The 19,595-nt window shown below is 72.2% G+C and carries 15 protein-coding genes; 10 read left to right on the forward strand and 5 right to left on the reverse strand.

The window, feature by feature from the left end; translation table 11 throughout:
• Positions 1-8 precede the first annotated feature (8 nt).
• Positions 9-2,504: a polysaccharide lyase family 8 super-sandwich domain-containing protein gene (locus ABEA43_RS44345; RefSeq protein ID WP_345571930.1), complete on the forward strand. Its 2,496-nt coding sequence runs from the start codon at positions 9-11 to the stop codon at positions 2,502-2,504.
• 34 nt (positions 2,505-2,538) lie between these two features.
• Here ABEA43_RS44345 and ABEA43_RS44350 read toward each other — a convergent pair whose 3' ends face one another.
• Positions 2,539-3,348, reverse strand: coding sequence for an AfsR/SARP family transcriptional regulator (locus ABEA43_RS44350; RefSeq protein WP_345571932.1), 810 nt, complete (start codon positions 3,346-3,348; stop codon positions 2,539-2,541).
• Positions 3,349-3,661: 313 nt separating this feature from the next.
• On the opposite strand from ABEA43_RS44350, the gene ABEA43_RS44355 reads away from it, so the two are divergent.
• Positions 3,662-4,492 (forward strand): maleylpyruvate isomerase family mycothiol-dependent enzyme, encoded by an 831-nt coding sequence (locus tag ABEA43_RS44355; RefSeq protein ID WP_345571934.1) that lies wholly within the window; start codon positions 3,662-3,664, stop codon positions 4,490-4,492.
• 28 nt (positions 4,493-4,520) lie between these two features.
• Here the strand turns inward: ABEA43_RS44355 and ABEA43_RS44360 are convergent, their stop codons facing one another.
• From ABEA43_RS44360 to ABEA43_RS44375, 4 genes are all read right to left on the reverse strand, one after another.
• Positions 4,521-6,269: an acyl-CoA dehydrogenase family protein gene (locus ABEA43_RS44360; protein WP_345571935.1), complete on the reverse strand. Its 1,749-nt coding sequence runs from the start codon at positions 6,267-6,269 to the stop codon at positions 4,521-4,523.
• Positions 6,266-6,961, reverse strand: a complete 696-nt coding sequence (locus tag ABEA43_RS44365; RefSeq protein WP_345571937.1) for an AfsA-related hotdog domain-containing protein — start codon at positions 6,959-6,961, stop codon at positions 6,266-6,268. The genes ABEA43_RS44360 and ABEA43_RS44365 overlap by 4 nt, the downstream gene beginning before the upstream one ends.
• Positions 6,958-7,908: a 3-oxoacyl-ACP synthase III family protein gene (locus ABEA43_RS44370; RefSeq protein ID WP_345571939.1), complete on the reverse strand. Its 951-nt coding sequence runs from the start codon at positions 7,906-7,908 to the stop codon at positions 6,958-6,960. The genes ABEA43_RS44365 and ABEA43_RS44370 overlap by 4 nt, the downstream gene beginning before the upstream one ends.
• Before the next feature lie 115 nt (positions 7,909-8,023).
• On the reverse strand, positions 8,024-10,552 hold the full coding sequence (locus ABEA43_RS44375) for a LuxR C-terminal-related transcriptional regulator (protein ID WP_345571941.1): 2,529 nt from the start codon (positions 10,550-10,552) through the stop codon (positions 8,024-8,026).
• A gap of 89 nt (positions 10,553-10,641) precedes the next feature.
• On the opposite strand from ABEA43_RS44375, the gene ABEA43_RS44380 reads away from it, so the two are divergent.
• From ABEA43_RS44380 to ABEA43_RS44415, 8 genes are all read left to right on the forward strand, one after another.
• A complete protein-coding gene (locus ABEA43_RS44380) occupies positions 10,642-11,928 on the forward strand; it encodes an NAD(P)/FAD-dependent oxidoreductase (protein WP_345571943.1) in 1,287 nt (428 codons plus the stop codon).
• A 165-nt stretch (positions 11,929-12,093) separates the two neighbouring features.
• The gene (locus ABEA43_RS44385) at positions 12,094-13,281 is read left to right on the forward strand and encodes a low temperature requirement protein A (RefSeq protein WP_345571945.1); all 1,188 of its coding nucleotides are present in this window, start codon (positions 12,094-12,096) and stop codon (positions 13,279-13,281) included.
• Positions 13,282-13,375: 94 nt separating this feature from the next.
• Positions 13,376-15,106 (forward strand): L-aspartate oxidase, encoded by a 1,731-nt coding sequence (locus ABEA43_RS44390; protein WP_345571947.1) that lies wholly within the window; start codon positions 13,376-13,378, stop codon positions 15,104-15,106.
• Positions 15,107-15,297: 191 nt separating this feature from the next.
• Positions 15,298-15,387 (forward strand): universal stress protein, encoded by a 90-nt coding sequence (locus ABEA43_RS44395; protein WP_345571949.1) that lies wholly within the window; start codon positions 15,298-15,300, stop codon positions 15,385-15,387.
• A gap of 36 nt (positions 15,388-15,423) precedes the next feature.
• Positions 15,424-16,302: a universal stress protein gene (locus ABEA43_RS44400; protein WP_345571964.1), complete on the forward strand. Its 879-nt coding sequence runs from the start codon at positions 15,424-15,426 to the stop codon at positions 16,300-16,302.
• A 156-nt stretch (positions 16,303-16,458) separates the two neighbouring features.
• Positions 16,459-17,211: an SDR family oxidoreductase gene (locus ABEA43_RS44405; RefSeq protein WP_345571951.1), complete on the forward strand. Its 753-nt coding sequence runs from the start codon at positions 16,459-16,461 to the stop codon at positions 17,209-17,211.
• Between the two features lie 238 nt (positions 17,212-17,449).
• Entirely contained in the window at positions 17,450-17,680 is a 231-nt protein-coding gene (locus tag ABEA43_RS44410) for a hypothetical protein (RefSeq protein ID WP_345571953.1), read from the forward strand.
• On the forward strand, positions 17,670-19,505 hold the full coding sequence (locus ABEA43_RS44415; protein ID WP_345571954.1) for a ferritin-like domain-containing protein: 1,836 nt from the start codon (positions 17,670-17,672) through the stop codon (positions 19,503-19,505). The genes ABEA43_RS44410 and ABEA43_RS44415 overlap by 11 nt, the downstream gene beginning before the upstream one ends.
• The last annotated feature ends 90 nt before the right edge of the window (positions 19,506-19,595 follow it).

The raw sequence follows: 19,595 nt of genomic DNA on the forward strand, positions 1-19,595 counted from the left end.
TGCCGCACATGTCCCGTCGCCAGGTTCTCTCCCTGCTCCCCGCCGCCGGCCTGCTGGCCGTCGCCGCACCCGCGCGGGCCGCGGCCGGGGTCGACCACGCGCGGCTGCTGGCCAACACCGTGTCGATCTTCGCGGGCACCCCCGAGGTCAACGCCCGGCCCGAGGTCGCGGGGAAGCTCGCGGCGATCGTCAAGACCGCCAGGCAACGGCTCACGGCCATGGACCAGGCGGGCGCCGGCGAGCTGTTCTCCGGCCTCGCGCTGGGCACCGACGACGTCAACCTGCGGCTGGCCTACCAATACCTGTACGAGATCGCGCTCGCGGCCCGCACGCCGGGCGGCGAGCTCGACGGTGACGCCGCCGCACAGGGGCGGGTCGCCGACGGCCTGCAGTGGCTGCACGAGCGTTACTTCGGCGACCAGACGGCGGGCTACTACGGCAACTGGCACAACTGGGAGATCGGCATCCCCACCCACGTGTCCAGGACGCTGGCCCTGCTGCCCGGCCAGTTACGGCAGGAACGGCCCGGCCTGACGCCGGCGTACATCGCCTCCATGGACGCCTATCTGCGCAGCGGCAAGAACGGCGACGTCGATCTCGACTCGCGCTTCCACACCGGGGCGAACCTGGCCGACATCACCGCGAACCGGATCCTCCAGGGCGCGCTCACCGCCGACGACGCCCGCGTCGGCAAGGCCATCTCCGACCAGGCCACCGTCTTCGCCACGATCGACCCCTACCACCTCCAGCACGGGAACACCGACGGCTACTACCCCGACGGCTCCTTCATCCAGCACCACTCGGTCGCCTACACCGGCTCCTACGGGCGGGCCCTGCTGACCCGCGTCGTCCAGACCCTCAAGACGCTGGAAGGCGCGACGAGCGACGCCGTGTCCGAAGGGCTGCCCGGCGTCGTGTACCGCTGGATCGCCGACGGCTTCGCCCCGCTGATCTTCGAGGGGTGGATGATGGAGATCGTCAAGGGGCGGGCGGTCTCGCGCACCAACACCGGCTACGCCGACGTCGGGGTGATCGTGGAGGCCATCGCCGACCTGGCCGACCACGTCGAGGCGGCCGGCGCGCTCGCTCTGAAGAAGTATGTCAAGTTCCTGCCGGCCGCCGACACGGCGGCCTTCGTCTCCCCGGTCAGCATCGCCCGCTACGCCGCCATCCGCGCCGACGCCGCCATCCCGGCCGCCGACCTGAACGCGCCCGAGCGGTCCGTGGCGTTCAACGCCATGGACAGGACCGTGCACCGGCGCCCCGGTTACGCCTTCGCCCTGGCCCGCAGCTCCGACCGGATCAGCAAATACGAGTACATGAGCGGCGAGAACCTCATGCCGTGGTTCCAGGGCGACGGGGCTTACTACCTCTATCTCGCGGGCGAGGACCAGCGGGAGGTCTTCGGCGTCGACTACTACACGGCCGTCTCGCCGTACCGGCTGGCCGGGATCACCGCGCCGGTGGAGGAGCGGCGGACGGTGCCCGAGCTGTACGGCCGGTTGTGGTACGAGAACCCCGGCCACCCACTGAACTTCACCTCCTCCTCGGAGTCCCAGAACACCTACGTGTACTTCCCCCGCGCCGGGAACGCCTTCTCCGGCGGCGCGACGCTCGGCGCGTACGGCGCGGCCGGCATGATCCAGTCCGACGACGCCGCCTACACCGCCAAGCAGGCGGGCACCCTGCCCGACGACTTCGTCGCCTACCGCAACGCCCGCGCGACCAAGTCCTGGTTCATGCTCGACGACGAGATCGTGGTGCTCGCGGCCGGCGTCTCGGGCCAGGGCGGGCGCACCGCCGTGACCACCGTGGACAGCCGCATCGCCGCCCCCGGCGACGCGGTCGCGCTCACCGGCGAGCGCTGGACCGGCGGCGCCTGGCAGGCGGGCGACACCACGCCGCCGCGCTGGCTGCGCTACGCCAACGGCACCCGCCGCACCTCGGTCGGCTACGCCTTCCTCACCAGGCAGACCGTCACGGCCGGGCTGGAGACGGTGACCCGCAACCGCAGGGTCGTGCGCACGACCAACCCCGACACCAACGTGACCAAGAACGTGTTCACCGCCGCGGTGGCGCACGCCGCCGGCGACGCTCCGGCCCTCGCCTACGCCCTGCTCCCGAACGCGACCGAGGCCCGCCTGCGCGACTACGCCCGCGGCCCGCTGACCGTCCTGGCCAACGACCGGCGGGTGCAGGCGATCAAGCACAGGACCCTCGGCATCGTCGCCGCGAACGTCTTCGCCGACGGCCCCCGCCTCGTCGAGCGCCTGCTCATCGACGGGCCCGCCTCGGTGATCGTCCGGTCAGGCGACCGCACGACCGTCGCGCTGTCCGACCCCACGATGAAGCGCGACCGCGTCACCGTCGTCCTGCACGGCAGGTCGCTCAAGCTCGACAAGGGCGACGAGGGCGTGACGGTACGCCGCGTGCCCGGCGGAACCATGATCCAGGCGACGACCCGGCACGCCCACGGCCGCACCTTCACCGTCACCCTGCGCTGACGGCGTCACGACCAGGCACCCTGCGCTGACGGCGTCATGACCAGGCTTCTCCGGCCTGACGGAGGAGGAGGCCGGGCTGGCCCGGCGGTGCCGCCAGCAGCGGGTCGTGCCGCAGGATCGCCAGGAACCGGGCCTCAAGGGCGGGGCTGGGCGACGTGCCGAGCCTGGTGCGCAGTTCGGTCCTGGCCCGGTCGTACGCCTGGATGGCCGCCGCGGGCCTGCCCGCGCGGTAGAGGGCGGTCATGAGCTGGTGGTAGAACCGCTCTTCCAGCGGATACGTGCTGCTCAGCTCGTAGAGCTCGGACAGGACGAGCTCGTGCCAGCCGACTTCGAGGGTCAGGTCGATCGTGGCGAGGAGCAGGCTCAGCCGCTCGGCCTCCAGGCGGGTCCTGCACTGCAACGACAGCGGACCCCCGTCGTGCCCGGCCAGGGCGCGTCCGCGCCAGAGGCCGAGGCCGGCGCGGCCGGTGCGGATGGCGGCGAACTTGTCGACGTGGCGCTCGCACTCGAATGCCGCATAGAGCCTGCGGAACCGCTGGACGTCCACATCGGCTTCGCCGAGATGCAGCGTATAACCGGGATATCGGGATTCGATGTACGGACCCGCGCCGTCGTCCCAGCGCTGCAGGTCCCTGCGTAATCGCATAATGTGCGCGTGCAGGCCGTTCCTGCCCCTGTCGCGGTCCGTGTCGCCCCACATCTCCTCGGTCAGGTCGTCCGCGGCGACGTGCTGTCCGGGTCTCAGCAGCAAGCAGGCGAGAAGAGTCGTACGCAAGGCCCGCCGCAGGACGTGGTCCTGGCCGTGAGAGGTCACGACGAAGGGGCCGAGAAGCCGTATCTCCATGGCCCCCAGACTAAGTGATGAAAGATCTTGGAAACGTGTGAAAAATCCAGAACAATCCCATGCGCCCGGCGTGAGGTTTGTTAATCAGGGCAGATGTGTGTCGTTTAACCTGTTATCTGCGCGATAATTGCCTGTTGTATGCATATTGTCGCTTTCCATGTCGTGCCACCGTGTGCGGACCGGCCGGTGTGGGCGGCGGCGACGATCAGTACGGGACGGCCGGCCGGGCAACGTCAACTTGACGTGGCGCGCCATGAGTCTCTATAAGCGGATACGAGGCGAACGCCTTGTCCATGGGAGGTGCCTCGCACGAATGATGGGTGTGACTCGGGACGAGGTGTTGCGCGCCGCGGTGGCCAGGCGCAGGCCCGCTCATGCGGTGCCGGCGTGCGCCGCGCCGTACGCCGCCCGGGTGGCGGCCCTGGAGGTGCTGCTGCCGGAGCTGTCCGGCGAGGCGGGCACGGTGACCGTGGTGCACGGATGGCAGCCGTACCAGGTGGTGGGCCATCTCATGGCCTCCGACCGGCTGCTCGCGGCGGCGCTGGGCGCGCCGCTCCCCGGGCCGGGGCCGTCGAGCGACGACCCGGAGGTCTACACGGACGCGGTGCTCGCGGCGGCGGCGGGGGATCCGGACGGGGTGCTCGCCGAATGGCGGGCCCAGACCGCCGCGTTCTGCGCGTTCCTCACCGCCGCGGATCCTGGGCTGGCCGAGACCAGGCTCACCGCGGGCGGGCTGCGCCTGCGCGTTCGCGACCATCTCACGAACCGGGCTTTCGAGACCTGGGTCCACACGACCGACATCGCGCGGGCCATCGGGATCACCATGCCGGATCCGGTGGCTCATCATGTGCACGCGATGACGGACATGGGCTGCCGTTCGCTGCCGTTCGCGCATCGGGTGGGCGGCGGGACGGGCACGGGCACCGTCGCGCTGCGCCTCAGCGGGCCGGGCGGCGGGACGTGGCTGGTCCGGCTCGGGGACGACCCGGAAAAGCAGCACTCGACGATCGCCATGGACGCCGTCGAGTTCTGCTTCCTGTTCGCCGACCGCCGCGACCCGCGGACCGTCGAGGCACGGGCGGACGGCCCGCTCGCCAGGGAGCTGCTGGAGACGGCCCCCTGCCTGGTACGGCTGAGCCGGTAAGAACCAGGCTGAGCTGGTAGGAACCAGGCTAAGCCGGTAGGAACCAGGCGCCGAGCCGCCGCTCCGGCAGCCCGAGCCCGTCCAGCAGCGCCTCCGCGTGCACGGCCAGATCGTCCACCGCCTTCTCGACCAGGTCCGCCACGGAAAGCGCGGCGGCCTGGCTCAGCACCCCGCGTTCGAGCAGCCAGGCCCGGTCACGGGCGAGGTCGCGCAGGCCGTGGAGGCGTTCGGCCGCGGCCAGCGCCGTGGCCATCGCCTCGTCCTGCCGCCCGGCCACCAGCGCACGGAACGCCTCGGCGACCATGCGGCGCTGGTGCACCCGGGCCAGCTCCACGGCCTTGGACAGGTGCGGGTTCCACGCGTCGAACGGCGACAGGCCGGCCTCGCTCGCCTGCCGTACCGAGGCGGCCAGCTCGGTGTGCAGCGTGGCCTCCTGCACGCGCAGCAGCCCGAGACGAACCTCGGGATCGGCGAGGTCGCCCATGAAGGGACCCGTGAAAGAGTCTGTGAAACTGTCTGGGACCTCGCACGGCTGGAGGGTCTCGGCCATGGAACGCCCGGCGTCCATGAGGATCAGCAGGTTGTCGCCGCCCGCCGAGTTGTAGCTCTGCGCCAGGCCCTCGTAGGCGATGATCCGGTTGATCGAGAGCACGCCCTGGGCGCCGCTGCGGCGGCGGCACTCGGCGGTGATCTCGGCGCACAGCTCCGTCGCGGCGGCCTTGGCCAGCGCGTGCGTGCGATGCGCGGCCACCCACGGGGAGAAGGTGATCGCCGTCTCGTCGGGCGGAACCTCCCACGGCTTGTCGAGGAACGCCTCGATGGCCTTGTCGACCAGGGCCGTCACGGCGTAGGCGGAGGAAAGCGCGCCGTACAGCGCGTGCTGCTGGGTGCGGTAGTCCAGGACCGGGCGGTTGGGGGACAGGCGGCCCATCGTGCTCCGGGTGGCCGCGTACCGCAGGGCGATCGCGGCGGCGGCCCGGGAGGCGCTCGCCAGCCCGACCGCCCCGGCCAGCGAGGCCCACGCCGACAGCGCGAGCGAGCGGACGAGCCGGCGGTCCTTGCTGCCGAGCGGGTCCTCGAACAGCCCGGCGGGCGTGATGGAGGCGGTGTCCCTGAGCCAGTGGTCGTAGGGCACCCGGACGTCGTCGAAGGAGGTGACCGAGTAGTCGAGCGCGACGGGCACGGTGCCCCGCAGCGGCTCGACCAGCACGCCGGGGCGCAGTCCCGCGGCGTCGCGGAGCGGCACCACGAACGCGAACGTGCCGCACGGCTCGCCGTCCACGATCAGCTCGGCGTACACCGTGCCGATCTTGGCGACGCCGGGGAGCGCGATGCTGGCCATCAGCTTGCGCGCCCCTGGAGTGGGGGTGCGCAGGCGGAACGTGCGGGTCTCCGGCTCGTAGACCGCCTGCGTCCGCAGCGAGATGTGGTTGTTGCCGTGGCCGATCTCGGTGATCAGGATGGCGCCGACCGCGTCGAGCCGGTCCAGGGACGCGATCGCGGCGCCCAGTGTCTCCTCCGGGCGGCCGAGCTCCTTGATGCTGGTCAGCACCACGGCGTAGTGGATGGCGGCGGCGGCGAACAGCGACGGGTCCACGACGGCCGCCCAGTCCAGCACGGCGCTCATCGCCTGCGGATCGTCCAGGAGCGCCGTGCTCCCGCCGACGGTCTCGTTCACCACGGCGAGCTGGGCGTACGCCCGCCGGGCGAGCTCGTCGAGATCGCGGGGCGGCTCGGCGGCGAAGGCGGGGTGATCGAGCAGGGCGTCGAGGTTCACGAGAACTCCTTGGTCTTGAGCGCCTGGGTGTGTTCGATCTCGAAGATGTGGCGCGGGTCGAAGGCGTGCAGGTCGAAGGCGCACTCGGCGCAGCCACGGCCGGCCTGCTCGACCTCGGCGCGCCCGGTGAGCGGGATGCGTTCTGCGGTGGCCGGTCCGGCCGGCTCCAGCCAGGCGCGCAGCCGTACGGGGAAGGGGAAGACGAACCGGTGGAAGTCGAACCGGCAGGCGTGCATGACCGCGTAGCGCCGGGTGCCGTCGGCGGTCGGCGGGACGGTCTCGTCCACCAGCCAGGTCAGGAGCTGGATGGACGCTTCGATGAGGAGCATGCCGGGCACGTGGTGGCGTTCGGCCGTGTGGTCGCGGATGAGCTCGCTGTCGTTGGGGACGACGAGCTCGGCGGCGGCGATGCCGCCGGTCACCACGGGCTCCGAGATCAGCACGTTGTCCTGGGCGCGCTTGACCACCCGGTGCCGGAAGACGGTGCGCGGCGGCGGGTCGCCGAACTCCACCTCGTCCCCCGCCACGGCCCGCAGGCCCTCCCAGGCCGTGGCGTCGACGCCCAGACCCGCGCGCACCCGTAAGGCCCGGGGCGGGCCGGACGTGAGCCGGTCGTAGAGCTCGCCGACCGTCATCACATCGGGGAGCTGGGTCGCCGCCCCGAAGCACTCGCCGACCACCCAGACGTTCATCGGTGTCCTCCCCACTGGAGCTGGGCCGTGCCCCAGGTGACCCCGGCGCCGAACCCCATGATCAGCACGCGGTCGCCGTCGGAGAGCAGGCCCTGGTCGGCGGCGTCCGCCAGCGCGTACCCGATGCACGCCGCGCCCAGGTTGCCGACCCGGTCGCCGATGATGTGCAGCTGCTCGGCCCGCACCCCCGCCTCCTCGGCCACCCGCCGCAGCAGGACCGGGTTGGGCTGGTGGCAGATGAGCAGGTCGAACTCGTCCGCCGTCTTCAGCAGCTTGGGGAAGACGTCGGTGATGAAGGTCGCGACGGCGCGGCCGTCCATCTCGATCGTGTTGGGGCCGTCGGGCCGGCGGGTGCCCCCGCCCGGCTTGACGATGTGCTTGGCCTGCGTGCCGTCGGAGCCCCAGGTGAAGCCGGAGAAGCCGTACCCGGGCCGGACCTCGCCCAGCACACAGGCGGAGGCGCCGTCGCCGAACAGGACGCTGGTGCCGCGGTCGGCGGGGTTGACGATCCGCGAGTACACCTCGGCCCCGATGACCAGGGCGGCGCCGTCGCCGCCCCGGGTGGCCGCGAGCCAGTCGTGCGCGACGCGCATCGCGAAGAGCTGCCCGGTGCAGGCCGCGCCGAGGTCGAAGGCCACCGCCCGAGCGGCGCCGAGCTCCGCCTGCACGCGGCAGGCGGTGGACGGGCCGAAGTCGTCGGGCACCGACGTCGCCACGACGATCATCCCGAGCTGGTCGGCCGGCAGGCCGGCGGCGGCGAGCGCCCGTTCTGCGGCTCGCAGCCCCAGGTCCGACGTGGCCTCCGCGGCGTCGGCGACGTGCCTGGTCCGCACGCCTGTTCGCTGTTCGATCCAGTCCGGGCTGACGCCGCAGTCCGCCGCCACCTCTTCGTTGGTGCGCACGCGGCTCGGGGCGTAGGCACCCGTACCGACGATTCCGATGTTCATGGGGAGATGATCTGCGGGGCCGCTGACACGGCGGGGGGCAAGCTCGTGACGCCCGGCGGAAGCGAGGTGTCACACCCGGGCGTCCGGCCAGCTCGCCGCGGTGCCCGGCTGCGGTCTATGAGCCGAGTACGCCGGGGAGCTGGCCGCGCTGCTCGATGTTCAGCTTGCGGTAGATCCGGTGCAGATGACTGTGCACCGTACGGACCGACAGCTGCAGGCGTACGGCGATCTCGCGGTCGGACAGCCCGCGCGAGGCGAACCCGGCGACCTCGTACTCCCGCCGCGTGAGGATCGCGGGGGAGGAGCGGACGCCCGGCGTGCGGGCGCCTTCGCAGGCCGCGTACAGCTCTTCGAAGCGCGCCGACGAGGCCAGCGCGGACCCGAGCCGGCCCTCGGCCCGATGGATCAGGCCCGCGGCGGCCGCCGCCTCGGCCGCCCACAGCGTGCAGCCGGTGGCGGCGGCCGTCCGCGAGACGTCGTCCAGGGCGGACGCGTCCGCGCCGGCCAGGGCCGCGGCGTTCCCGGCCATGAGCGGCGGGAGAGCGCTCTGGCTCGACGCGGACAGCCGCTGAAGATCGCCGGCGACCTCGGCGGCGGCGCCCAGCCGCGCGGCCTCGTGCAGCACCCACGAGGCCATCAGCATCGAGCCGGTCTCTTCCAGCTCCGCGGCCTGACTGCGGGCGAGGGCCACCGCCGCCGTGAGGTCTCCTTCCGCGTACCGGGCCCAGACCGAACCGCTGCGGCGCGGTGCGGCGAAGCCCTCGGGCAGGGCCGAGCGCAGCCGCTTCGCCAGCTCGCCTGCTCGGTCCGCCGCGCCGAGCAGGGATTCGGCCTCGGCCAGCGCGTCCAGCCCCCACGTCTGGGGGTTCGCGGGAATGCCCTGGAGCGGCATCACGGCCAGCGCCTCCCGCAACCAGCGGCGGGCGGTGGCCGGGCGGCCGGAGAGCAGGAAGACCTGCCCGAGCTCGTGCGCCCAGTAGGCCCGCCACGTCGCGGCCCGTCCCGCCGCCTCGCCCTCCAGGGCGGAGCGCCCGAGTGCGATCGCCTCGGCGATCTGCCCGTCGAGTGCCAGAGCCTGCAAGAGGGCCATCCGGGTGAGCTCCGCGCGCGGCCCGTCGGCGGCGTCGAGCGCGGAGCGGGCGAGCTCGATCGCGTCCCGGGTGCGGCCCGCGCAGGCCAGCGCACGCACCTGGGAGCCCGCCAGCCAGGAGCGCACCTCGGGATCGGCCGGATGGCGCCGGAGGATCCGGTCTCCGGCCGCCACCGACTCGTGGACGTGCCCGATCGCGAACGCCTGCGCCGCCTGACCCGCTTCCAGCCGCAGCCGGACGCGCGGGTCGGCCGTCGTGCTCACGGCCGACGACATCGTCCGCCTGGCCTCGTCGATCTGGCCGCCGACCAGGAGGACGCGGGCCCGCGCCCAGAGCGCCTGGGCGCGGGCGGCGTCGTCCGGCGCGGCCGTCTCCAGCTCACGAGCCAGTTCGAGGGCCCGATCGGCCTTCCCGAGGTAAGGCAGCTCGGCGACGAGCGCCAGCCGGGACTCGAACGATCCGTCGGCGTCGACCGCCGCCTGCAGCAGGCGCGCGGCGAGCTGATGATGCAGCCCGTCGGACGCCTCCCTCGCGGCCTCGCGGAGCAGCCCGGCGTCGGCCGGGACACCCGCCTCCACCCGCCACACCGCGATCCTGACCCGGTCGGGCCGCCGGCGAGCTCCGGTGGCCTCGACGGCGCCGGCCAGCCGCCGCCGATGCTCGCGGGCCCGCAGCGGCGGCAGCGTGGCGCGCAACGCCTCGCCGTAGAGGGGGTGGACGAGCGCGACGAGCTGGCGCCGCCGGTCCGGGAGCGCGGTGAGCAGGCGCTCGGATTCGAGTGCCGCGATCACCTCGGCGTCGAGCAGCCGTTCCAGGATCGCCGCGCCGACCGGCTCGGCCAGGGCCACGAGCTCGGCCGCGGCCCGTACGCCGGGCGCGAGCCGGTCGAGCCGCGCGGCGATCGCCGCCGGCAGGTTCGCGGCTTCGAAGATCGGCTGAAGGAGCCGCCAGACCCCGTCCGTCTCCGTGAAGGTCGCGGCCTCGACGAGCTCGCGGAGCAGGAGCGGATTGCCGCTGCTCAGCCGCAGGAGGAGGGCGGGCAGCGCCGACTCCACCTGGCCGCCGAGCGCGGCCGCGAGCAACTCGGCGATCTCGGCCTCGGCCAGCCCCGCCAGCGCTATGCGGTCGAGGTCACGCCACCACCCGTCGGCTTCTCGTACGGCCAGCACCACGGGGACCGAGGCGCCGCCGAGAAGGTGCCGCGCCAGAGCGACGGACGCCGGGTCGAGCAGGTGGGCGTCGTCGATCACCAGCGCGCCCGAGCCCGCGATGCGGGTGGCCGCCGCCGTGAGCATGCGGGTGAGCTCGCCGCCGGCCGCCTGGGGAGGCAGCAGGTGGACGAACGGCAGCAGCGGGATCCCGCCCGGCGTGGCGAAGACCCAGCTCACCGGGACGCCGGCGGCCTCCGCTCTCATCCTGGCCTCGGCGAGCAGCCGGCTCTTGCCGATCCCGGCCGGTCCGGTGACCACCGCGCCGGGGCCGGCCCGCCCGGTCATCACCGCCACGATGCGATCGAGCTCGCACTCGCGCCCCACCAGCGGCCAGGAGCTCATAGCGGGAGGGTACTGCGCATGACGTTCCCCGAAAATACGGTAATCCGCTACTGATGTGGCGGGCCGCCGCTGCGCCGCATCGTGGCCTCATGACGTACGACGTTGTCATCGTGGGTGCGGGAGTGGCCGGGTGCACGGCCGCGATCCTGTACGGGAGAGCCGGCCTGCGGGTCGCGCTCATCGAGAAGCACCGCGACATATCCACGCACAAGGCTCTCTGCGGGCATTTCGTGCTGGGAGGGACGCAGTCGATGCTGCGGCGGGCCGGACTCTGGGCGGCCATGATCGAAGCCGGTGCGGTGACCGGGCACATCTCGCGCTGGACCGCCGAAGGCTGGTTCGTGCCGGAGCCCGGACTGCCCGAGTCCATCAGCCTCCGCAGGGAGAAGCTGGATCCGCTGCTGCGGACGATCGCGGCCGGGACGCCGGGGGTGGACCTCATGCTGGGCCGTACCGTGACGGGGCTGCTGGAGTCCGAGGGGCGGGTCACCGGCGTGCGCATCGGCGGGCGCGCCGGAGGGCACGTTTCCGGGCGCGCCAGCGGGCACGTCGGCGGGCACGTCGGCGGGCACGTCGGCGGGTTCGTCGGCGGGTTCGTCGGCGGCGAGGAGGTCCACGCGCGGCTGGTCGTCGGGGCAGACGGGCACAGGTCGCCCGTGGCGCGGCTCGCGGAAGCCGCCGAGCACGTCGCGCCGAACGAGCGTTTCGGCTGGTGGGCGTACTATCGCGGGGTCGTACCCGGCGGGCTGGGCGGCAACCAGATCTGGTCCCTGGACCCGGACGTCGGGATCCTCATCCGCACCGACGACGACCTGCACATGCTGGTGGCCTTCCCCGCGAAGGCGCGGCTCGCCGGCTTCTCGGCCGACCGGCCGGCGGCGCTGGAGCGGTTCATGGCGGCGCTTCCCGACGCGCCGGACCTGTCCTCGGCGGAGCGGGTCTCGAAGGTGATCGGCACGAACGACTACCCGTGCGTCCGCCGCGACCCCGCTCCACGCCCTGGGCTGGTGCTGGTGGGAGACGCGGCCATCACGGGCGACCCCACGCCGGCCGTCGGCTGCGGCTGGGCGTTCCGCGCGGCCGAGTGGCTGGTGGAATCGACGGCTCCGGCGCTGCGCGACGGCGCCGATCCGGCCGCGGGGGTCGCGGGGTATCGACGGGCGCTGCGCTTCATCGAGGCGCACGACCGGCTCGGCCGCCAGGACGCCCGCGCGCTCCCCGCGAACCCGGTGCAGAGACTGATCACGAAGGCGGCTCTGCGTGATCCTGAGCTCGGCCGTCGCGTCTACCTGTTCTCGATGCGCGCCATCCCGGTGAACGCGCTGATCAATCCGCGGACCCTCGTCCGGGCTCTGTGGGCGGTCATGCGCCCGTGAGAGCGCGCGACCTGGGTTCCCGCGCTTTCACAGTTCGGCGAGCTGTCTTTCGGGCGGGGCGTTGTCACAGATGGGCGAGCTGTCTCGGGCGGGGCGTTGTCACAGTTCGGCGAGCTGTCCTGTCCTTCTAGGGGACCGTTGTCACCTAGCGACAGGAGCGAGACCTTGCCACCACCCAGCGCCAGGATCCGGATCCGCGTGCGGATGCGCGCTCGTCCCATCGACGAGCCGCACCGCGTGTCGAGCCAGCTGGAGCTCCTGTTCGACCTCACCTTCGTGGTGGCCGTCGCGAGCGCCACCGCCCAGTTCGCGCACGACATCGCCGGCGGTCATGCCCTCGCCGGGCTGGTCCCGTTCCTGCAGGTGTTCTTCGCGATCTGGTGGGCGTGGATGAACTTCACCTGGTTCGCCTCGTCCTACGACACCGACGATGTCGCCTACCGGGTGCTGACCATGGTGCAGATGGGCGGCGTGCTGGTGCTGGCCGCCGGGGTGCCGGCCGCGATGGGCGATGCCGATTACGGCGTCGTCACGCTGGGCTACCTCATCATGCGGATGGCGCTCGTCTCCCAATGGCTGCGGGCCGGCGCCGAGGACCCGGAGAGCCGCCGCACCGCGCTGCGTTACGCCGCCGGGATCAGCTTCGCGCAGGTGGGGTGGGTGCTGCGGTTCTTCCTCGCCGAGTCGGGCGTCCTGCCCTCATCCGTCGCGCTGCCGTCGTTCCTCCTGCTGGTCGTCCTGGAGCTCGCGGTGCCGCGGTGGGCGGAGCGCGTCCGGCCCACCACGTGGCACCCGCACCACATCGCCGAGCGCTACGGCCTGTTCACGATCATTCTGCTCGGCGAGAGCGTCCTGGCCGCGAGCAGGGGAGTCGAAGGAGCGCTCAAAGCGGGTGAGATCAGCGGTCCCTTCGTCGTCATCGCCGTCTCCGGTCTTGTCCTGCTGTTCGCTCTTTGGTGGCTGTACTTCCTCATGGAGGCAGGGGAAGGTCTCAGCGACCGCCGTCATCGGTCCTACCTGTGGGGATACGGCCACTATGGCATCTTCGCGGCCCTGGCGGCGCTGGGCGCCGGGCTCGAAGCGGCGGTGGAGCAGGGCGGACACGCGGCGCCGGCGGCACTCGGTTACGCGGTCGCCATTCCGGCCGGCGTGTTCCTCATCCTGCTCTGGGCGGTGCACGCGCTCGTCGCCACGGAGCCGGTGATCCGTCCCGTCGCGGTCCTGGGCTGCGTCGCCGCCATCTTGCTGCTGCCACTCGCGACGCCCGTGGCCGGCGTGGCCGCCTCGGTCGCGGCGATCGCCGCCGTCTGCGTACTGCTGGTGGCCGTCACGATCACGGCCGCGCGATCATAGCCGGGCCGTGCCGCCGCGGCTGTCACAAATCACGCCGCCATCCGGTCGTCTCTTCCGGAATCGCATTCGTCGACGCGATCAAAGGGGACACACCATGAATGCGCCGGAGAAACAGGTCGCCACATCGGTCCTGGTCATCGGTACGGGAGGAGCCGGGCTGCGGGCGGCGATCGAGCTCGCCGAGCGCGGGGTGGACGTCCTCGCGGTGGGCAAGCGGCCGAAGGCGGACGCGCACACCTCGCTCGCGGCGGGCGGCATCAACGCGGCACTCGGCACGATGGACCCCGAGGACAGCTGGCAGCAGCACGCGGCGGACACCCTCAAGGAGAGCTACCTGCTCGCGAACCCCGAGACGGTCCGCATCGTCACCGAGTCCGCCGCGAGGGGCATCGAAGACCTCCAGCGTTACGGCATGCCGTTCGCGCGTGAGCAGGACGGACGGATCTCGCAGCGCTTCTTCGGCGCCCACACCTACCGGCGCACCGCCTACGCCGGCGACTACACCGGACTCGAGATCCAGCGCACGCTGATCAACCGGGCGGCGCAACTGGACGTGCCCGTTCTCGACAGCGTGTACATCACGCGCCTCCTCGTCCGCGACAACGTGGTCTTCGGCGCGTACGGGTTCGACCTGACCGACGGCAGCCGCTACGTCATCCACGCCGACGCGGTGATCCTGGCCACCGGCGGTCACACCCGGATCTGGCGGCGCACCTCCTCCCGGCGGGACGAGAACACCGGCGACTCCTTCCGCCTGGCCGTCCTCGCCGGCTGCCGCATCCGGGACGCGGAGCTGGTGCAGTTCCACCCCTCTGGTCTCATCGCGCCCGAGAACGCGGCCGGCACCCTCGTCTCAGAGGCGGCGCGGGGCGAGGGCGGAATCCTGCGCAACGCGGTGGGGGAGCGGTTCATGTCCCGGTACGACCCGGAGCGCAGGGAATTGTCGACCCGCGACCGCGTCGCACTGGCCGCGTACACGGAGATCAAGGAAGGCCGCGGAACCTGTGACGGCGGCGTCTGGCTGGACGTGTCGCATCTGCCGCACGAGACGATCATGACGCGCCTTCCCCGCGTCTATCAGACGCTCCTCGAACTGCAGATGCTCGACATCACCAAGGAGCCGATCGAGATCGCGCCGACCGCGCACTACTCGATGGGCGGGCTCTGGGTACGGCCCGACGACCACGGCACGGGCGTGGACGGCCTGTACGCGATCGGGGAGGCGGCGAGCGGCCTGCACGGCGCGAACCGCCTGGGCGGCAACTCGCTCATCGAGCTCCTCGTCTTCGGCCGCATCACCGGGCAGGCGGCCGCGGAGTACTCCGCAGGCCTCGACGCCCAGCGCCGCTCGGCCGAGGCGCTCGACGCGGCACGGGCGGAGGTGGACGACCTCCTGGCCGCCGACGGCCCGGAGAACGTGCGTTCCCTGCAACGAGCCGTCCGCGACATCATGACCGAGCACGCCGGCGTGGTGCGTGACGAGAGCGGCCTGCTCAAGGGCCTCGCCGAGCTCACCGAGGTGGAGGCGCGCATCGCCGACGTCGGCGTACACCCGGACCTCGCCGGCTTCCAGGACCTGGCCCACGCTTTCGACCTGAAGTCCGCGGCGCTCGCCGCACGCGCGACGATCGAGACCGCACTCGAGCGGCGCGAGACCCGCGGCTGCCACAACCGCTCGGACTACCCCGATCTCGACCCCGCGCTGCAGGTCAACCTGGTGTGGTCCGGCCCAGGATCAGTGCAGAGGGAGACCATCCCCCCGATCCCCGCGGAGCTCGCGGCCCTCATGCGAGAGGTCTCGACCACCGGAAAGCTCGTCGAGTAGCAGCAGCCACCGACGATCCGGCCCTTGGACTCGTCGGCCCGAGGACCGGTCGGCCCGAGGACCGGTCGGCCCGAGGACCGGTCGGCCCGAGAACCCGCTGGCCCGAGAACCGTCGGCTGGAGAATCCCTCCGGCCGGATTCCGCACCGTGGCGCAGCTCGCCGCGGCCCTCCCTTCGAAAGGACGACAACGATGAGCCCTGTAGTCGTAGGCGTGGACGACTCCGAGGAAAGCCTGCGGGCCGTGGAGTGGGCGGTCGGCGAGGCCGGACGTCGCCGTTAGCCGCTGCAGATCCTGCACGCCTTCATCTGGCCGCTCCTGGGAGCTCCCCTCGGACCGGCGCCGGGAGCACCGCCCGAAGGCGGCCTCCGCCATGACGCGGAACGCATCCTGGGGGCCGCGCTGGCCCGGGCACAGGCGGTCGCGCCCGGCATCGAGGTGACCACCGATCTGCCGGAAAGCGCTCCCGTCGCCGCGCTGCTGCACCGTTCTCACCAGGCAGAACTTCTCGTCGTGGGCAGCCGCGGGCTCGGCGAGCTCGGCGGCCTGCTGCTGGGATCGGTGGGCGCCCAACTCGGGACAGAGGCGGCCTGCCCGGTGGTCGTCGTGCGCGGGCCCATCACGGAACACGGCCCTGTCGTGGTGGGCCTCCCCGGGCCGCCCGGCGATCAGCCTGATGGTCAGCCTGGCGGCGATGTCGGCGGCCATCTCGGCGGCCATCTCGGCGGCATGGTCGGCGGCATGGTCGGCGGCGCTCCCGACGGGCATCTCAGCGAGCAGGACGAGAGCGAAGCCCTGCTCGCCTTCGCGTTCGCCCACGCGGCTCGGACGACGAACGCCCTGGTGCTGGCGCACGTCAGCCCTTCGGCCAGCGCAAACCCTTCGGCCAGCGCAAGCTCCTCGGCCAACCCAAGCCCCTCGGCTGGCGCAGGCCTCTCAGCCGGCCCAAGCCCCTCGGCCCTGCCCGAGTCCGCCTTGGCCCGGTGGCAGGAACGCTTTCCCGGGGTCACGGTCACCCAAGAGTCGCTCACCGGCCGGCCGGGCAAGACGCTGATGCACGCCGCGTCCCACGCATCTCTGCTCGTCGTCGGCTCCCACCACCGCCACGAACTCGGCGCACTCATGCACGGCTCCGTCAGCCAAGCCGTCCTGCACCACGCCACCTGCCCGGTGGCGATCGTCCCGGTCCATCGATAGCCGCCGCACGATCGAGCCCCGGGGTTTACGGTCTTCACTGCCCTTCACCGCCGGAAAAGAAATTCGCGGCAGTTGTCACAACCACGAGAGCTGTCCTGTCTTAGCTGGCGACCGGGTGGCGATCAGGTGCCCCGGCAGGGACAGAAGGGGTTTGCCATGAAGATCGTGGTAGTCGGCGGAACGGGGCTGATCGGGTCGAAGCTCGTGGCCAAGCTGACAGAGCACGGTCACGAGGCGGTGGCGGCGTCGCCGAACACCGGCGTCAACACGCTCACCGGCGAAGGGCTGGCCGAGGTGCTGACCGGCGCGTCCGTGGTGGTCGACGTGTCGAACTCGCCGTCGTTCGAGAGGACCGCGGTGCTGGAGTTCTTCGAGACCTCCACCGGAAACCTGCTCGCGGCCGAGGCGGCAGCGGGTGTCGGGCACCACGTCGCGGTGTCGGTGGTGGGCACCGAGCGGATGCCGGAGAACGGCTACTTCGCGGCGAAGATCGCCCAGGAACAGCTGATCGAGAAGTCGTCGATCCCGTTCTCGCTCGTGCACGCGACGCAGTTCTTCGAGTTCGTCCGCAGCATCGCGGACGAGGCCACGGACGGCGACACGGTCCGGATCGCACCCGTGCGCTTCCAGCCCATCGCGGGTGACGATGTCGCCCAGGCGGTCGGCCGGGTCGCGGTGGGGACGCCGCTGAACGGCCGGGTTGAGGTGGCCGGGCCCGAGCAGTCCCAGATGGACGAGTTCTTCCGCGACGCCCTGGCCGCCTGGGGCGACCCCCGCAAGGTGGTCGCCGACCCGCAGGCCCGCTACTTCGGCAGCGTGCCGGGCGAGCGGACGCTGGTGCCCGGTGACGGCGCCACCCTCGGCCAGATCCGCTACCGCGACTGGCTCGCCCGGACCGCCACAAAGTAAGACGCGACCCTTCACCACCCCGCGCGACCCGCAGGACCTGCGCGACCCCCACGGGATCCGCGCGACCCCCACGGGATCCGCGCGACCCCCACGGGATCCGCGCGACCCCCACGGGATCCGCGCAACCCCCGCGGGGGCCGCGCGGGCCCGCTCGGCCTCGGAAGGTGAAGGTCTGGGAGCCGGGCGGAGACGTCAGCCACTGCCAGGACGGCAACGCCAAGCCACGTATGGAGGAAACATGAGCGCTTCGAGCGGCGAGAACGACTATCTGCACGAGCTCCAGGTCGAGGTCGAGATCGAACTGACCGTGGCCGAGGCGAGCCGGCCGGAGGAGGAGATGGAGCTGCCGGTCACCGAGTGGCTGTTCGATCCGACGGACGTCGAGCGCGAGGAGATCGGCCTGCGGGGTCTGCTCGACGCGGTCGAGGTGCTGGAGGACGGCCCCCGCCCAGGCGATCATGCTGCGTGAGACGCCCGAGGCGCCCACGGTGCGGATCGACACGCTCGACAGCCTCCGCGAGCACCTGCAGTGGGCGATCGAGCTGGAACACGCGACCTTGCCGCCGTACCTGTGCGCGCTGTACTCGCTCGATCCGGCGCGGAACCCGGAGGCGGTGGAGGTGGTGGGCAGCGTCTTCGCCGAGGAGATGCTGCACTTGGCGCTGGCCGCGAACCTGCTCAACGCCGTCGGCGGCCACCCACGGCTGGACACGCCGCGGATGCTGCCCCCGCATCCGCGGCCGCTGCCGCACGGCGACCGTTCCGTGGAGCTGTCGCTGGTCCCCTTCGGACCGGAGGCGCTTGAGCTGTTCCTGCGGATCGAACGGCCGGCGCCGCCCGGCGCTCCGGCGGAGGGCGACGATTACGAGACGATCGGGCAGTTCTACGCCGCCATCGAACAGGGCCTGCGCCACCTGTGCGACCGGCTCGGCGAGCGGGCCGTCTTCAGCGGCGATCCGGCCCGCCAGGTGAACGCCGGCCACTTCCGGCACACCGCCGGCCGGCTGATCGCCGTCGAGGACCTGGAGTCCGCGCTGGCGGCGCTGGAGGAGATCGTCGAGCAGGGCGAGGGCACGGCCCGTGGCGAAGTATGGGACGGCGACCAGGACGTCTTCCACCCAGAACGGGACGAGGTCGCGCACTACTACCGGTTCCAGGAGCTGAAGGCCGGCCGGCGATACCGGCGCGGCGACACCCCGCAGTCCGGGCCCACCGGCGAGGCCATCGTCGTGGACCTGGCCGGCGTACACCCGATGCGGCGCAACCCGCGACCGGCCGGCCCGGGAAGCGCCGTGCGTGCCGCGCAGGAAGAGTTCAACCACACCTACTGCGCTGTCCTGCACCTGCTGGAGCAGGGGTTCAACGGCAGTCCGAAGCTGCTGGCGGTCGCCACCGGCACCATGTACGCGCTCAAGGCCCAAGCCCAGGCCCTGATGCGGATGCCCGGCGACGACGGCACCACGGCCGGGCCGACCTTCGAATACGTGCCGCCCGAGCTGCGCCGGTGGAGCTCCGGCGACCGGCAGCGGATCGTCGTGCTGCGCGACGGCCCCTACGTCGTCTACGGCGGCGTCCCGCTCCGACGTAAACGCAAGATCGTCTCTTCGGAGAACAACGCGCTGACCTGGCAGACTGGCGAGCCCCTGGAGACCGAGGACACCTACGCGCTGTGCCGCTGCGGCCACTCGGGCACCAAGCCGTTCTGCGACGGGACGCACGCCGTGATCGGGTTCGACGGCACGGAGACCGCGGGCGTGCGACCGTACCAGGAGCTGCAGCACGTGCACGACGGGGTGGGCATCTCGGCCCAGCGGGTGGGGGAGCTGTGCATCCATGCCGCCTTCTGCCTCGGCCGCACCAGGCCGATCGCCTCGATGCTCGCCGACACCGGCGACAGTGACGTGCGCTCCGACGTCATGGGCCGCATCGACCACTGCCCCTCCGGCTCCTACAGCTACGCACTCGAACGCGGCGGCGACTCGATCGAGCCCGACCTGCCGCCGGCCGTCTCGGTCCTGGAGGAGGAAGATGGCCTGGCCAGCGCCCTGTGGGTGACCGGCCGGGTGCCGGTCCTGCGGTCGGACGGCCGGCCGCTGGAGACCCGCAACCGGGTGACGCTGTGCCGCTGCGGCCATTCCGGCAACAAGCCGCTGTGCGACGGGACCCATCGGGAGATCGGCTTCCACGAGGAGACTCCGGGCCGGGGAGGCGACCCGCGGCCAGCCTCCCCACCACCCGCCGGCCGCCGGACCACCACGACCCGGCAGCCCAACGCCGAAGAGACGCACGCATGACCGATCGGACGTCATCACACTGACCCACGGCGCCCTCGCCGGGTCGGCCGGCTGGAATATCGAGTCTTCGAGCGCCTGCCCGCCCACGGA

The organism is Nonomuraea rosea (genome assembly GCF_039539705.1).
In the GTDB taxonomy this organism is placed as follows: domain Bacteria; phylum Actinomycetota; class Actinomycetes; order Streptosporangiales; family Streptosporangiaceae; genus Nonomuraea; species Nonomuraea rosea.

Coding starts and splice junctions, on each gene's coding strand:
- ABEA43_RS44345 (WP_345571930.1), top strand. CDS start 9: ATGTCCCGTCGCCAGGTTCTCTCCCTGCTCCCCGCCGCCGGCCTGCTG.
- ABEA43_RS44350 (WP_345571932.1), bottom strand. CDS start 3,348: ATGGAGATACGGCTTCTCGGCCCCTTCGTCGTGACCTCTCACGGCCAG.
- ABEA43_RS44355 (WP_345571934.1), top strand. CDS start 3,662: ATGATGGGTGTGACTCGGGACGAGGTGTTGCGCGCCGCGGTGGCCAGG.
- ABEA43_RS44365 (WP_345571937.1), bottom strand. CDS start 6,961: ATGAACGTCTGGGTGGTCGGCGAGTGCTTCGGGGCGGCGACCCAGCTC.
- ABEA43_RS44370 (WP_345571939.1), bottom strand. CDS start 7,908: ATGAACATCGGAATCGTCGGTACGGGTGCCTACGCCCCGAGCCGCGTG.
- ABEA43_RS44375 (WP_345571941.1), bottom strand. CDS start 10,552: ATGAGCTCCTGGCCGCTGGTGGGGCGCGAGTGCGAGCTCGATCGCATC.
- ABEA43_RS44380 (WP_345571943.1), top strand. CDS start 10,642: ATGACGTACGACGTTGTCATCGTGGGTGCGGGAGTGGCCGGGTGCACG.
- ABEA43_RS44390 (WP_345571947.1), top strand. CDS start 13,376: ATGAATGCGCCGGAGAAACAGGTCGCCACATCGGTCCTGGTCATCGGT.
- ABEA43_RS44395 (WP_345571949.1), top strand. CDS start 15,298: ATGAGCCCTGTAGTCGTAGGCGTGGACGACTCCGAGGAAAGCCTGCGG.
- ABEA43_RS44405 (WP_345571951.1), top strand. CDS start 16,459: ATGAAGATCGTGGTAGTCGGCGGAACGGGGCTGATCGGGTCGAAGCTC.
- ABEA43_RS44410 (WP_345571953.1), top strand. CDS start 17,450: ATGAGCGCTTCGAGCGGCGAGAACGACTATCTGCACGAGCTCCAGGTC.
- ABEA43_RS44415 (WP_345571954.1), top strand. CDS start 17,670: ATGCTGCGTGAGACGCCCGAGGCGCCCACGGTGCGGATCGACACGCTC.